Genomic DNA, 14,376 nt, shown 5'->3' with positions numbered 1-14,376 from the left:
GCGGGCCGGCCGTTCCGTAGACCCCTCGCATCCCCCCAACAAGGAGAAAGTTGAATGCGTCGTTTTGCCCTGATCGCCGCCACCGCGCTGCTCGCCCTGGCCAGTACCGCCCAAGCCCGCGAAACCCGTGTCGAGCAGTCGCTGCATGAGCTGGTCAATTCCGCTGAAGCCCGCAACGTGGGCATCGACGGCAGCGTGAAGTTCTATCTGGCCGGTGAAAAGGTCAGCGTAGTGGAACGCCTGGGCGAGGACGTGACCAACAAGAAGACCAACGCCGCCAACAAGAGCGATGCCGAAGCCTGCCGCTGGGTGGCGCTGTCGGCGCTGCGCGCGCTGCAGGATGGGGCAAAGTCGCGCGGTGCCAATGCCGTGGTCGACATCGTCAGCTATTACAAGAAGAACGAGTTCAAGAGCACCACCAGCTACGAATGCTACGCGGGCGCGATCCTGGCCGGCGTGGCGCTGAAGGGCACCTACGCCAAGGTGAAGTGAGCCCCCGGACCACCGTCCCTGCCGGGGCGGTGGTCCATGCAGCGGCCAACGCAGGTACCGGCGGCATCGCCGCAGCGACGCATTCATCACAGCGGCATCGGCAGACTGCAGCGGCGCCCAGCTGAACGACATCACGACATTGATGAACCTGATGCTGTCGCGTGACGGAAAACCGACGGTAGACAGTGCACGTGGCTTTCACCTGTGCCGGCTTTCCTCCACAATCATTGTCATTCACTACCCTGGGCAACGCCCTGCGGCATGCAAGCCTACGTCTATAAAAGCCAACGCAAGCAGGACAGCTTCGTCTATCTCGCCGTTCGTGATGACTTCTCGGTCATCCCTGACGCGGTAAAGGCCTCGCTGGCGCCGTTCCAGTTCGTTCTCGAAGTGGCCCTGACTCCCGACCGTCGCCTCGCCCAGGTCGATGCCGCACAAGTGCGCCAGAACCTGACCGAGCGTGGATTCCATCTGCAGTTGCCGCCGCCTCCGTTGGCGCCGGTCAGGTTCCCGCGACGCAATGATTGAATCCCAACGCCCCCGCGCCGTCGCATCTGCTGCCGCCCTCGGTGCGCTGCTGGCCCTGGCTGCGGCCATCGGCGGCGTGCCCGGTGCCGTGTGCGCTGCGTTGGCCCAGCCGGCGTTCGCGCTGGCGGTCTCGTGGTGGCGCCGCACCCGCTCGCTGCAGCCGCTGCCGCAGGTGGTCCGTCAGGATGCGCCTGCGCTGCTGGCGCTGTGGGGGCTGGGCCCGCTGCTGCTGACCCTGCTGGTGGCCTGGCCGCTGAGTGCCCTGCACGACAGCGGCAGCCTGGCCGCCGTGCTCGGCGTGAGCGTGGCAGTCAGCGCCGCGCTGCTCGGGGTCTGGCGGACCTGGCCGCTGTGGAATGACGTGGAACGCAGCGAAGGCAGCCTGGCCCGTCACTGGCAGACCCTGGCCGGACGCGACCTGACCGCTTGGCGCGGGCTGGCCGTTGCTGCGCTGGTGGTGCTGGTGTGCGCGCTGGTGGTGCTGCCGGCGTGGCCGGGCCTGGTCTCGGCGGCGCTGCACTGGCCGGTCGCCGCTGCGGTGGTACTGCTGTCCCCGCTGGCGCACGTGCTGCTGCAGGCGATCGCCCCCGCATCGACCCTGAGCGCACCGGTACCGGCCGAGACCCGCGGTGACCGCGATGATCTGTTCGCCGACGCGTACGCCGAGCCCAAACCGCTGGAATCGATCAGCCTGCACGAACAGCAGCCGGCGCTGTACGACGCGGCGCGCAGCGGCCGGGTCGACCGTGCCCTGCAGTTGCTGCAGGCCGGCGCCGACCCGCACGGGCTGCCCGATCCGGCCTGGCGCGACCAGCGCAGCCTGGCCGTGCTGGCCGCGGTGCTGCCCGACCTGCGCCTGCTGCGCGAACTGATCGCGCGCGGCGTGGGCGTCAATGCCCCGCACCGTGGCATGACCCCGCTGCTGGCCGCTACCCGCGACAGTTGGCACGGTCGCCCCGAGGCAGTGATGACCCTGCTCGCCAATGGCGCCGACCCGCGCGCGGTGGACAGCGAGGGCAACACGCCGCTGCATCACGCGGCGCGCAGTTCCGATCCCGGTGTCGCCGCGCTGCTGCGCGATGCCGCCGCCGAAGTGGACGCGCTCAATGACGATGGCTGGTCGCCGCTGGCCGTGGCCTGCCAGGTCGGCAACTGGCGGCTGGCCAAGTTCCTGCTCGAACGCGGGGCCAAGACCGAGCCGGCCGAGGGCACGCCCGTGCTGCTGGCCGCGGCCGGCACTGAAGAAGACGACCCGGCCGGTGTGCAGCTGCTGCTCAAGCACAAGGCCCGCGCCGATGCGCGCGACCGCCAGCGCCGCAGTGCGCTGCACGAAGCCGCGCTGGCCGGCCATGTCGACATCATCGACGTGCTGCTGGCCGCCGGCGCCAACCTGGAAGCACGCGATGCACTGGCGCGCACGCCGTGGCTGGAGGCCGCGCGTGGTGGCCGGGCCGGCGTGGTCGAACACCTGCTGCCGCACCATCCCGACCTCAATGCGGTGGATGGCGAAGGCCGCAACGCGGTGCTGCTGGCCTGCATGGCCGACAACGTCTCGCCGCTGCTGGTGCGCCGCCTGCGCGACCTGGGCATCGCCGCCGACGTAGCCGATCCGCAGGGCCGACGCGCGGTGGACATCGCCGCCGGTGCCGGGCGCTGGGCCATCGTGTCGCTGCTGGATCCGTCCTATCCGCTGCCCTCGGCGGTCAGCGATGGGCTGGTGATGTCCGGTGACAGCGATGCGGCTCCTGCGTCGCTGCCGGACCGCCCGCCGCTGGAACTGCTGCGCGAAGCACTGAGCTTCGGCAACGTCGAGGGCATGGCCGCCCTGGCCCGCCTGTGCGCGTCCGAAGAACTCGGTGCGCTGCTGCACGATGCCGAACTGGCCCTGGACCCGCAGGCGCTGGACTGGCTGCTGGCGCATGGTGCGGCCCCGGAAGTGCTCGATGCCTGCGGAGATACCCCGATGTTCGCGCTGCTGGCGCGCGGCATCGATGCGGTGCCGGCCCTGCAGGTGCTGCTGCGCCGCGGCCTCTCCCCGGCCGGTCGCGGTGGCCTGGCGCGCCTGCTGAGCGCCTGCGCCCAGCACGACCACGCCTCGCGTGGCCTGGAGCAACTTGCACTCGAACTGCTGGAACGCGGCGCCGACCCGTTCGCGCCGTCGCCGGCGGGCGACCCGCCGCTCTCGCTGGCCGTCCGCCTGGGCTGGCTGCGCCTGCAGCAGGCCCTGCTGACGCTGGGCGTGGACCGCGAAGCGCGCGACAGCCATGGCATGACCGCCCTGCATCTGGCCACGGCGCTCGCGCGCGAAGGCTCGATCAAACTGCTGGTGCAACAGGGCGCCTCACCCGAAGCCCGCGCCGCCGACGGCCAGACCCCGCTGGGCGTGGCATTGTCGATCGGCCGCCGCGACCTCGCCGACTGGCTGGACTGGCGGGTGTGGCCGTTGCCGCGCCGCGCGTTGCGCGACGGTGACCTGCCGGCCGCTGCGATGGCCGGCGATGCCGATGCCGTGCGTCGCCTGATCGACCTGGGGTTCGGGGTCGATGCCGTCGACGCCCAGGGCTGCACTGCGCTGCTGCGCGCCGCTGGTGGCGGTCACCTGGCCGTGGTGGATCTGCTGCTGACCCGCGGTGCCAACCCGCAGCATGCCGCCGTCAGTGGCGCCACGCCGCTTTCGGCGGCAGTGAGCATGCGCCAGGTGGATATCGTCTCGGCGCTGCTTGATGCCGGTGCCGAACTCGAATACCGCCTGCCGGGCGGCGTCACCGTGCTGATGCTGGCCTCCGCACTGGGCCTGCCGGACATCGTCTCGCGCCTGCTCACCGCCGGTGCCGACGTGCACGCCGGCGATGCCCAGCAACTGGGTCCGCTGCACTGCGCGGCGCTGTACGGCTTCAGTGCGCGGGACCGTGCGCGTCTGCTCGCCCTGCTCGACACCCTGCTGCTGGCCGGTGCCGAACCGGACCAGGCCGCCGCCGGCTCGGTCACGCCGTTGCTGCTGCTGCTCGGCGCACGCGCCGAGCCGGGCACCGCCTGCGACGAGCAGATCGTGCTCGCTGCGGTGGAGCGTCTGCTGGACGAAGAGGTCTCGCTGGACGTGCGTGATCCGCGTGGCTTCGGTCCGCTGCATCTGGCGGCGCTGCACGGCCTGCCGCTGCTGGTGCAGCGCCTGCTGCGTGCCGGTGCCGATCCGGATGTACGCGACGCGCTCAACCGCAGCCCGCGCGAGATCGCGGTGATGCGCGGCTTCATCGACGTCGCTGGCGAATTCGAACCGCTGGTGCCGGGCGTCTCCTCGATGGCCCGGTTCCTGCGCGATAACGGCTGACTCCGCGGCGGGTAGTGCCGGCCGCTGGCCGGCAGCGGATCAATGATGCACGCGACGGTGCATCCGCAGGTTCATCAATGCTGCGGACGGTCGTCCGCGCCCTTCCCATCACTCTCCGCATCCGCCTCGAACAGATGCATCAGGTCCGCACGCGCATCGCGCGAGGTCTGGATCACGGCCGCTTCGTCGTCGTAGACCAGGTACTGATCGCGCAGGAGTTTTTCGTCGTGCTCGCGGAAGCGCTGCACATGGCTGCGTGCGGTCTCCACCGACATGCCCAGCGCGATCAGCATCCGTTCGCTCAGTTCCAGGCTGGTGCCGAACACCTCGCGGAACGGCTCGGCGGACATGTCCATCAGCCGCCACGCATGCTGGCGGTTGCGTGCGCGCACCAGCACCACCGCATCCGGATACATGCGCCGGATCAGCCGCGTGGCCCGCATGTTGGCGTCCGGATCATCCAGCGTGACCACGTACACGCGGATGTGTTCACCACCTGCGGCGCGCAGCATCTCCGGTCGGGTCGGGTCGCCGTAATAGAGTTTGTTGCCGAACCGGCGCAGGTCCGAGACCGTGTCCGGGTTCGACTCCAGCGCCACGAAGGGAATCTTCTGCGCGGTCAGCAGGCGCGCCACCACCTGGCCGAAGCGGCCCATGCCGGCAATCATCACCTGTGGCTGTACATCGTTGATGTCGACCTTGTCAGCGGGCTGGACGGGGGCCTTGGGTCCCTCGTCGCGACCCAGCAGGCGGATCAGGACGATCATCAGCAGCGGTGTGATCGCCATCGACAGACCCACGATCGCCACCAGCCGATCATGGTTGGCGCTGCCCAGCAGATGCGCGCGCTGCGCCTCGTTGAACACCACGAAGGCGAACTCGCCGCCCAGCCACAGCACGCTGCCCAGCAGTACCGCATGGCGGGTACGCAGCTTGGCCAGCTTGCCGATCCCGAACAGCAGGCCGAACTTCACCACCAGCAGGATCGCTACGCCGGCGGCGATCATCATCGGCTCGGCGATGATGCGGTCCAGGTCGATGCCCATGCCCACCGCGATGAAGAACAGGCCGAGCAGCAGGCCCTTGAACGGCTCGATCTGCGATTCCAGTTCGTGCCGGAATTCCGAATCGGACAACAGCACGCCGGCCAGGAACGCCCCCAGGCTGGGGCTCAGGCCGGCCTCCTGCATGAACCACGCGGTGCCCAGCACCACCAGCAGCGCAGTGGCGGTGAATACTTCGGGGCTGCGTGTACGCGCGATGATGTTGAACAACCGGCGCAGCACCGGCCGGCCGCACAGGATCACCACGGCCAGCGCGCCGATCGCGATCGCCACGTCGTTCCACTGCAGGGTGTCGTTGCGCGCACCGCCGAGCAACGGAATCGCGGCCAGCAACGGGATCGCGATCAGATCCTGGAACAGCAGGATCGCAAACCCGAGCCGCCCGTAATCGCTGTTGATCGCCTTGTGCTCGGACAGCAGCTGCAGGCCGACCGCCGTGGAGGACAGCGCCAGCGCGATGCCGACGATCAACGCACTCTTCCACTGGAAATGATCGAGCATCAGCAGGCTGCCGAGCACGAGGGCGCTGAGCGCCACCTGCAGCGCGCCGGCCCCGAACACCGAGCGGCGCATCACCTTCAGGCGGGCGGGGGACAACTCCAGGCCGATCACGAACAGCAGCATCACCACACCGATCTCGGCGGCGCTGAGGATGCGGTCGGCGTCCTGCACGAAGCCCAGCCCATCGGGGCCGAGCACCACGCCGGCGGCGAGGTAGCCGAGCACCGCGCCCAGGCCGAGCTTCTTGAACACCGGCACCGCGATCACCGCGGCCAGCAGCAGCACCAGGGCCAGCTCGAGCGCGCCGCTATGCATGGGAGAACCTGCTCATGGGATCGTGTGCCGTGCGGGTGGAAAGCCTCCCCGGGGCAGCCGGGGCCCGTGGCCGGGGCCACGCGCCATTATGCGGCCGCGATGCCGGCCGAAGGCCACTGTTACCCGAACGGCGCGCTCCCCAAGGGTTGACCTGCGTCACACCCGGGTCCAGACTGCCCGCCGCTGCTGGCGTCCGCCGTCGGCAGTAAACCCATCCGGAGTTCCCAACCCATGTCCAGCGACAGTAGAAGTCGACCTTGCTCGACGCCAGCGATGGCGACCGCCTGACACGGGTCGGTTCGCCAGCGTTGGCGTCGCGCAATGCGATACCCACAGGCGAATACGATGAACCAGAAAGACCTGCTGCGCCCGGTGGCCGATGCCGCCTCCTTGAGCGCACCCCTCGATAATTTCAACACCGCCGATGCGGTGGAATTCCTCAACACGCTGAGCCTGTCGCGCGCCGCCGATACGCTGGCCGCGCTGCCGTTGCCGCGCGCGGTGAAGATGCTCGAGCAGCCCGAGCTCAACCGCGGTGGCGATCTGGTGGCGGCCATGCCGGTCGCCCGCGCCGCCGCCCTGCTCGGCCTGATGGCCGATGACCGCGCCACCGATATCGTCCACGAGCTGGACGAGGACGAGCGCGCGCGCCTGATCCCGCTGCTCAGCCCCGAGGCCCGCAAGGCGATCCAGCAGCTGCTCAGCTACCCGGCCCACACCGCCGGCGCCTTGATGACCACCGAGTTCGTCAGCGTGCCCTCGGACTGGACGGTCGGCCGCACCCTGCAGCACATCCGCGAGGTGGAGCGCACCCGCGAGACCGTCTACGCGATCTACGTGCTGGACCCGCATACCCGTGCGCTGGTGCAGGTCGTCACCATGCGCCGGTTGATCACCGGGCTGCCCGAGGAGCCCATCCTCGACGTCGCCCAGGTCAATCCGCCGGTGACGGTGGATGTGCAGCTGGACCAGGAAGAAGTCGCGCAGCTGATCCGCCGCCACGACCTGCTCGCGATCCCGGTGGTGGATGCGCAGCACCATGTGCTGGGCATCGTCACGGTGGACGACATCCTTGATGCACTGATCGAAGAATCTACCGAGGACGTGCACAAGTTCGGCGGCATGGAAGCGCTGGAAAAGCCGTACATGCAGATCGGCTTCTTCGAAATGCTGCGCAAGCGTGCCGGCTGGCTGAGCGTGCTGTTCCTGGGTGAGATGCTGACCGCCAGCGCGATGCAGCACTACGAAGACGAGCTGGCGCGCGCGGTGGTGCTGACGCTGTTCATCCCGCTGATCATGAGCTCGGGCGGCAACTCCGGCTCGCAGGCGACCTCGCTGCTGATCCGCAGCCTGGCCCTGCGCGAGCTGCGCCTGCGCGACTGGTGGAAGGTGGCGCTGCGCGAGGTGCCGACCGGCATCACCCTGGGCGCGATCCTGGGCGTGCTGGCGATCATCCGCATCGTCTCCTGGCAGCTGCTGGGCCTGCATGACTACGGCGATCACTGGCAGCTGCTGGCACTGACCATCGGCGCGGCCCTGGTCGGTATCGTCACCTTCGGCTCGCTGTCCGGCTCGATGCTGCCCTTCATCCTCAAGCGGCTGGGCTTCGACCCGGCCAGCGCCTCGGCCCCGTTCGTGGCCACGCTGGTGGACGTCACCGGCCTGGTCATCTACTTCAGCATCGCCGCGATGATCCTGCGCGGCACCCTGCTTTAACAGGGACGGGGGTGGTTAATAACCACCCCCGTCCCTGTTACTGTCTGGTCGCATGAGCACCTACCACCTGCAAGCCGTCTTCCGCCCGCAGTCGGTCGCCGTGATCGGCGGCAGCCCGCGTGAACGCTCCGCCGGCCGGGCGGTGATGCGCAACCTGCGCGGCACCGGCTTCCCGGGCAAGGTGGCCTGGATCAATCCGCGGTACAGCGAGATCGACGGCATCCGCACCGTGAAGCGGCTCAAGGACCTGGATTGGGTGCCCGAGCTGGTGGTGATCACCGCCCCGGCCAGCATCGTGCCGCAGGTGGTGGCCACCGCCGCCGAGCGCGGCGTCAGCGCGGCGATCATCCTCACTGCCAACCTGGGCGAGGGCCCGGGCTCGCTGGCGGCACAGGTGGAAGCGGCGGCACGGCCCAAGGGCCTGCGCATACTCGGTCCGCACTGCCTGGGCGTGATCGCCCCGCACGCGCGCTTGAACGCCAGCATCGCCGCGCATTTCCCGCAGGCCGGCGATCTGGCCCTGATCTCCGAATCCAGCGCGATCGCCGCGGCCCTGGTGGAGTGGGGCGTGGCACGCTCGGTCGGTTTCTCCGCCGTGGTCTCGCTGGGTGACACCCTGGATGTCGACTTCGGCGATCTGCTCGACTACTTCGCCACCGATTACCGCACCCGCGCGATCCTGCTCTACGTCGAGCACATCCGTGACGCGCGCAAGTTCATGTCGGCCGCGCGCGCCGCGGCGCGTGCCAAGCCGGTGGTGGTGGTCAAGTCCGGCCGTCATATCCGCATCAATCCCGATGCCGATACCCACGTACAGGCGCTGGCCAGTGCCGATGCGGTGTATGGGGCGGCGTTCAACCGCGCCGGCCTGCTGCGCGTCAGCGCGCTGGACGAACTGTTCACCGCGGCCGAAACGCTGGGCCGGCTCGGCACCTTCCCCGGGCGCCGGCTGGCGATCCTGAGCAACGGCGGCGGGGTAGGGCGGCTGGCGGTGGATCAGCTGCTGGCCCTGCGCGGCAGCCTGGCCGAACTGTCGCCGGCCACCGTCGCCCAGCTCGATGCGGTGCTGCCGCAGGGCTGGTCGCGCAGCAATCCGGTCGACATCGTGGTCGATGCCGACGGCGACCGCTACGCTGCGGCGATCGAAGCGCTGATGTCCGATACCGAGAACGACGCGGTACTGGTGGTCAACGTGCCGACCGCGTTCACCTCCTCGGCCGATGCCGCGCAGGCGCTGACCCGTACGCTGGGCCTGCGCCCGCGCCATCACCGCGACAAGCCGGTGTTCGCGGTGTGGCTGGGCAACGACGACCGCGCCACCGCCACGCTCAATGCCGCGCGTGTGCCGACCTACCCGACCGAAGCCGAGGCCGTGCGCGGCTTCCAGCACCTGGTGCGCTACCGTGACGCGCAGGCCGCGTTGATGGAAACCCCGCCCAGCCTGCCCGAGGATTTCGTGGTCGATACCGCCGGCGCCCGCGCGCTGGTGGAGGCTGCGCTTGCCGCCGGCCAACAGTGGCTGGACCCGATCGCTACCCACCAGCTGCTGAGCGCCTATGGCATTCCGTCCGCACCGGTGATGCAGGCACGGGATGCGCACGAGGCGATGGACCTGGCCCAGCCGCTGCTGGAGCAGGGCGCCACGGTCGCGATCAAGGTGTTCTCGGCCGACATTCCGCACAAATCCGATGTGGACGGGGTGCGCTTGAACCTCAGCACCCTGCAGTCGGTGCATGCGGCAGCCACCTCGATCATCGCGCGCGCGCACGAGAAGCGACCCGATGCGCGCATCGATGGCGTGCTGGTGCAGCCGACCATCGTGCGGCCCAAGGCGCGCGAGTTGATTGCCGGCATCGCCGACGACCCGACCTTCGGGCCGGTGATCGTGTTCGGTCGCGGCGGCACCGCGGTCGAAGTGATCGATGACAAGGCCATCGCCCTGCCGCCGCTGGACCTGCGCCTGTCGCACGAACTGATCGGGCGCACGCGCGTGTCGCGCATCCTCAAGGCGTATCGCGATGTCCCGGCCGCCGACGAGCGTGCGGTCGCGCTGATCCTGGTCAAGCTCGCGCAGCTCGCCGCCGACATCCCCGAGATCCGCACGCTCGACATCAATCCGCTGCTGGCTGACCGCGACGGTGTGATCGCACTCGATGCGCGCGTGGCGATCGAACCGTCGCGCAAGCTGCACAAAGGCCGCGGTCATCCGCGCTTCGCGGTGTTCCCCTACCCGAAGGAGTGGGAGCGCACCATCACACTGTCCGACGGCGCGCCGGCGTTCGTACGCCCGGTCCGCCCCGAGGACGACGCGCTGTTCCGCGCGTTCTTCGCCCGCGTGACCGACGACGACCTGCGCCTGCGCTTCTTCCAGTCGGTGAAGCATTTCAGCCACGAGTTCATCGCACGCCTGACCCAGCTCGACTACGCGCGCTCCATCGCGCTGGTGGCGATCGACCCGCGCAGCGGCGACATGCTCGGCGCGGTGCGGCTGCACGCCGATGCGGACTACGACCGCGGCGAGTACGGCATCCTGATCCGCTCCGACCTCAAGGGCCACGGCATCGGCTGGCGGCTGATGGCGATCATGATCGAGTATGCCCAGTGGCTCGGCCTGAACATCATTGAAGGCCAGGTGCTGCGCGAGAACAGCACCATGCTGGCGATGTGCCAGAGCCTGGGCTTCAAGACGCGACTGGACCCGGACGATTCCACGGTGATGGTGGTGACCCTGCCTGTGCAGGACGTGCAGGTGCCGCAGGCGCCTGCATCAGGAGAAGCAACAAGTAACGCGTCATGAAAGGGGAACGGCCCTCAGAGGCCTAGCTCTGAAACCGAATCTTCTGGGCATTGCAGGTAAATCCATGACGGAAGCCTTCATTGATTGCCGCCTTGGCACTTTCGAAGATGTAGTCATTCAGGTTGTCGTACTGCTCGAAGACCGGCTGCATGAGGTGAAAGGATCTTTCATTCAGTGGCTGAAAGAAGCCAGTCTTTACATTGGGTAGTCCGTAAGTTGCCTGGTCGTTATCTGGAACTTTCATCGATATGGATACTTCGAATTCCTTTTCCGACGGGTACCTTGCCGCACGTTTGAAAACGCCAATTCCACTAGTGGAGCGCATGCAAATGCTTATCAGCAATGCCCAGTGGTTCAGGTGATCCAGGTTGATCCTTGGCGTAATTTCGCTCAAGTGATCTATCAGTTTTCGCCTGATGGACTCTATTTCTACTTTGTCACCCAAGCCCGGAATCTCACTGTGAATCAGGAGTTTGACTGGCGTACTCACGGACGTTGATCCTTCCGATCTGGCTGTGAAGGTCGACTCGCATGCCCATGCAAGTTGCAGGAATGTGAGCTGTGCTGGCGAATGGCTGACGCAGAACAACGCGCTGTTGAATTCTTACCCTCCCGGCCCAACCCCGCAACGCTGCGTGTCGCAACCTACATGGTTGTAACGGTGGGAGAAGGCGACAATACGGCATGACCGATCGCCTCCCCCTGCTGCTGCTCCCCGGCCTGCTCAACGACGCTGAACTCTGGCGCGCGCAGATCGCCGACCTGTCCGATATCGCCGACTGCATCGTCGGCGACCAGACCCGTGGTGAGACGATGCAGGCGGTGGTCGAGGACGTGCTGGCCCAGGCACCGGCGCGTTTCGCGCTGGCCGGTTTCTCGCTGGGTGGGTTCGTGGCGCAGGCGATCCTGCGCACTGCGCCGGAACGCGTTCTGCGGCTGGCCCTGATCGATACCTCGATCCATGCCGACTCGCCCGAGCATGCCAGGCAACGCCAGACCCAGCAGGCCAGCGTGCGCCTGCCCGGAAAATTCCACGGTTTCGGTGATACGTTGATGCGCAGCTACATCGACGCCTCGCGGCTGGAAGACGATGTGCTGGTGCAGCGCGTACGCGACATGACCGCGCGGCTGGGTGCGGAGGTGTTCCTGCGCCAGAGCGCCCTGGATCGGGTGGATGGCCACGACGTGCTGGCCGGGTACCGCGATCCACTGTTGATCGTATGTGGTGCGAACGACCGCATCACCCCGCTGGCAATCAGCGAGGAGATGCATGCGCTGGTACCGCACTCGCGCCTGGTGGTGCTGCCCGACTGCGGGCATCTGGCCCCGATGGAGAAGCCGGACGAGGTCAGCGCCGCAATGCGGGATTGGTTGCGGTGATGCCGGCCAGCGGCCGGCGCTACCCGATGATGCCCACGTCGTTGATCAGGCGCTGGCTCTTCCGGTAGGTGCCGACGGTTGGTCGGCACGCACCACCCACGCCCGACCCACGGTCGGGCGCTACCGATCAATCCCAGGCTGGCGCGATCGCTTCCGGATTGGCCAGGCGATGCCCGCGATCCAGCGTGGCGATCTGCGCCATGTCCTCATCGCTCAAACGCAGGTCGGCCGCCAGTAGGTTGCCGGCCAGGTTGTCGCGCTTGGTCGAGGACGGAATCACCGCAAAGCCCTGCTGCAACGCCCACGCCAGCGCGACCTGGGCCGGGGTGGCCTGGTGACGCTCGGCGATGGCCTGGATGACCGGGTCCTTGAGTACTTCGCCGTAGGCCAGGCTCATGTACGCGGTGACATGGATGCCCTGGTCCTTCAGGAACGCGATCAACGCGCGGTTCTGCAGGTACGGGTGGACTTCGATCTGGTTGGTGGCAATCGCCCCGGCCCCCAGGATCTCGATGGCCTGGCGGGTCTGGGCGATGGTGAAGTTGGAGATGCCGATGTGCCGGGTCAGGCCCTGCGACTTCGCCTCGGCCAATGCACCCAGATACTCGGCCATCGGCACGGCATCCTTCGGCGAGGGCCAGTGGATCAGGGTCAGCTCGACATGGTCGGTGCGCAGCTTGCGCAGGCTCTCGCGCAGGCTCTCCAGCAGCGCGTCGTGGTGGAAGTTGGCGATCCAGATCTTGGTGGTGATGAACAGCTCATCGCGGGCCACGCCGGATTCGGCGATGGCCTGGCCGACCTCGGCCTCGTTCTCGTAGATCTGCGCGGTATCGATGGCACGGTAGCCGACGTCCAGCGCGTTGCGCACCGAATCGATGACGGTCTGGCCTTTCAGGCGGAACGTGCCGAGGCCGAATGCGGGAATGCTCATGGAAACTCCTTCATGGGGTGAGGTGCAGGCTACGCCGTGCACCGTAAAGCGACGGTAGAGCCGACGGTGGGTCGGCTGTGGTCACGGGTCCGCGACCGGAATCTTTCAATGCGCACTCACGGCGATGCCTTCGGCGCGGTCGGCCACCCCATCGCGGCGGTCCAGGCGGCCGCTCAACGCGGTCAGGCCGAAGGCGCCCATCACCACCAGCGCGCCCAGCCACGGGGTGTGCATCAGGCCGAAGTGATCGACCACCAGGCCACCCAGCGAAGCACCGAGCGCGATGCCGATGTTGAAGGCGGCGATGTTCAGGCCCGACGCCACGTCGGCGGCCTGCGGAGCGAAACGCTGTGCCTGCTTGACCACGTACACCTGCAGCCCCGGCACGTTGCCGAACGCCACCGCGCCCAGCGCCAGCACGGTCAGCAGCACCAGCCAGGTGTTGTAGGCGGTGAAGGTGAGCACGAACAACACGGCCGCCAGCAGCGCGAAGATCAGCTTCAGTGCCGGGATCGGGCCGCGGCGGTCGGCCAGGTGGCCGCCCCACAGGTTGCCGATCGCCACCGACACGCCATAGACCAGCAGCACGCCGCTGACCGCATTGGCCGAGAAACCGGTGACGTCCTGCAGGATCGACGCCAGGTAGGTGAACGACAGGAAGGTGCCGCCGTAGCCGAGCGCGGTGATCGCATACACCAGCAGCAGGCGCGGCTGCGCCAACACCGACAGCTGCTGGCCGAAGGTCGCCGGCGCGCTGCGCTGCAGGTTGCGCGGCACGAACAGCAGGCTGCCGATCAGCGCGATCACGCCCAGCGCGGCCACCGCCAGGAAGGTCGCACGCCAGCCCAGGTGCTGGCCGATGAAGGTGCCCAGCGGCACGCCGGTGACCAGGGCCACGGTGAGGCCGGTGAACATGATCGCGATCGCGCTGGCCGCTTTCTCCTTGGGCACGACCGAGGTGGCGATGATCGAGCCGATCGAGAAGAACACGCCGTGCGCCAGGCCGGTGAGCACGCGCGCGACGATCAGCGAGCCATAGCCCGGCGCCATCCAGGCGATCACGTTGCCGAGCGTGAACAGCAGCATCAGCGCGACCAGCAGGGTCTTGCGCGGCACCCGGCCGGTCAGCGCGGTGAGCACCGGGGCACCGACCGCCACGCCCAGTGCGTACAGCGACACCAGCAGGCCGGCCGAGGGCAGGGTGACGCCGAGGTCGGCGGCGATCGTCGGAATCAGGCCGACGATGACGAATTCAGTCGTGCCGATGGCGTACGCCCCCAGCGTCAGCGCCAACAAGGCCAAAGGGATACCACGGGACATGGAC

Annotated in this window: 10 protein-coding genes; 6 read left to right on the top strand and 4 right to left on the bottom strand. The window is 68.1% G+C overall.

The window, feature by feature from the left end; genetic code table 11:
• The first annotated feature begins 54 nt into the window (after nt 1–54).
• The 3 genes from BIZ42_RS08780 (at nt 55) to BIZ42_RS08770 (ending at nt 4,348) form a co-directional block, all read left to right on the top strand.
• Nucleotides 55–492 carry an excinuclease ATPase subunit gene (locus BIZ42_RS08780; RefSeq protein WP_070426203.1) on the top strand — a complete coding sequence of 146 codons (438 nt, stop codon included), beginning with the start codon at nt 55–57 and terminating at the stop codon, nt 490–492.
• Nucleotides 493–753: 261 nt separating this feature from the next.
• Complete coding sequence (locus BIZ42_RS19275) at nt 754–1,020, top strand: YcgL domain-containing protein (RefSeq protein ID WP_019185480.1); 267 nt, start codon at nt 754–756, stop codon at nt 1,018–1,020.
• Nucleotides 1,013–4,348, top strand: coding sequence for an ankyrin repeat domain-containing protein (locus BIZ42_RS08770; RefSeq protein ID WP_070426202.1), 3,336 nt, complete (start codon nt 1,013–1,015; stop codon nt 4,346–4,348). Before BIZ42_RS19275 ends, BIZ42_RS08770 begins: the two co-directional genes overlap by 8 nt.
• Before the next feature lie 74 nt (nt 4,349–4,422).
• Here the strand turns inward: BIZ42_RS08770 and BIZ42_RS08765 are convergent, their stop codons facing one another.
• Nucleotides 4,423–6,228: a monovalent cation:proton antiporter-2 (CPA2) family protein gene (locus BIZ42_RS08765; protein ID WP_070426201.1), complete on the bottom strand. Its 1,806-nt coding sequence runs from the start codon at nt 6,226–6,228 to the stop codon at nt 4,423–4,425.
• 345 nt (nt 6,229–6,573) lie between these two features.
• Here BIZ42_RS08765 and mgtE point away from each other — a divergent pair, with 345 nt between their 5' ends.
• Nucleotides 6,574–7,944 (top strand): magnesium transporter, encoded by a 1,371-nt coding sequence (mgtE, locus tag BIZ42_RS08760; RefSeq protein WP_019185477.1) that lies wholly within the window; start codon nt 6,574–6,576, stop codon nt 7,942–7,944.
• Between the two features lie 52 nt (nt 7,945–7,996).
• Entirely contained in the window at nt 7,997–10,741 is a 2,745-nt protein-coding gene (locus BIZ42_RS08755) for a bifunctional acetate--CoA ligase family protein/GNAT family N-acetyltransferase (RefSeq protein ID WP_070426200.1), read from the top strand.
• Between the two features lie 22 nt (nt 10,742–10,763).
• Here the strand turns inward: BIZ42_RS08755 and imm9 are convergent, their stop codons facing one another.
• Nucleotides 10,764–11,231 (bottom strand): Imm9 family immunity protein, encoded by a 468-nt coding sequence (imm9, locus tag BIZ42_RS08750; protein ID WP_070426199.1) that lies wholly within the window; start codon nt 11,229–11,231, stop codon nt 10,764–10,766.
• Nucleotides 11,232–11,425: 194 nt separating this feature from the next.
• Here imm9 and BIZ42_RS08745 point away from each other — a divergent pair, with 194 nt between their 5' ends.
• A complete protein-coding gene (locus BIZ42_RS08745) occupies nt 11,426–12,121 on the top strand; it encodes an alpha/beta fold hydrolase (protein WP_070426198.1) in 696 nt (231 codons plus the stop codon).
• Between the two features lie 127 nt (nt 12,122–12,248).
• Here the strand turns inward: BIZ42_RS08745 and dkgB are convergent, their stop codons facing one another.
• Together dkgB and BIZ42_RS08735 are read right to left on the bottom strand one after the other, a co-directional pair.
• Entirely contained in the window at nt 12,249–13,052 is an 804-nt protein-coding gene (dkgB, locus tag BIZ42_RS08740; RefSeq protein WP_070426197.1) for a 2,5-didehydrogluconate reductase DkgB, read from the bottom strand.
• 105 nt (nt 13,053–13,157) lie between these two features.
• Entirely contained in the window at nt 13,158–14,372 is a 1,215-nt protein-coding gene (locus tag BIZ42_RS08735) for an MFS transporter (protein WP_070426196.1), read from the bottom strand.
• Between the last annotated feature and the right edge of the window lie 4 nt (nt 14,373–14,376).

Origin of the sequence: Stenotrophomonas sp. LM091 (assembly GCF_001806305.1) — a bacterium.
GTDB lineage: Bacteria > Pseudomonadota > Gammaproteobacteria > Xanthomonadales > Xanthomonadaceae > Stenotrophomonas > Stenotrophomonas bentonitica_A.
The sequence above is the reverse complement of the archived record's forward strand: the minus strand, read 5'-3'. Positions and strand labels throughout refer to the sequence as shown.

What these genes read in the sequence shown, in the direction of transcription:
- BIZ42_RS19275 (WP_019185480.1), top strand. Translation starts at nt 754, where the DNA reads ATGCAAGCCTACGTCTATAAAAGCCAACGCAAGCAGGACAGCTTCGTC.
- BIZ42_RS08735 (WP_070426196.1), bottom strand. Translation starts at nt 14,372, where the DNA reads ATGTCCCGTGGTATCCCTTTGGCCTTGTTGGCGCTGACGCTGGGGGCG.
- mgtE (WP_019185477.1), top strand. Translation starts at nt 6,574, where the DNA reads ATGAACCAGAAAGACCTGCTGCGCCCGGTGGCCGATGCCGCCTCCTTG.
- BIZ42_RS08755 (WP_070426200.1), top strand. Translation starts at nt 7,997, where the DNA reads ATGAGCACCTACCACCTGCAAGCCGTCTTCCGCCCGCAGTCGGTCGCC.
- BIZ42_RS08765 (WP_070426201.1), bottom strand. Translation starts at nt 6,228, where the DNA reads ATGCATAGCGGCGCGCTCGAGCTGGCCCTGGTGCTGCTGCTGGCCGCG.
- BIZ42_RS08745 (WP_070426198.1), top strand. Translation starts at nt 11,426, where the DNA reads ATGACCGATCGCCTCCCCCTGCTGCTGCTCCCCGGCCTGCTCAACGAC.
- dkgB (WP_070426197.1), bottom strand. Translation starts at nt 13,052, where the DNA reads ATGAGCATTCCCGCATTCGGCCTCGGCACGTTCCGCCTGAAAGGCCAG.
- BIZ42_RS08780 (WP_070426203.1), top strand. Translation starts at nt 55, where the DNA reads ATGCGTCGTTTTGCCCTGATCGCCGCCACCGCGCTGCTCGCCCTGGCC.
- BIZ42_RS08770 (WP_070426202.1), top strand. Translation starts at nt 1,013, where the DNA reads ATGATTGAATCCCAACGCCCCCGCGCCGTCGCATCTGCTGCCGCCCTC.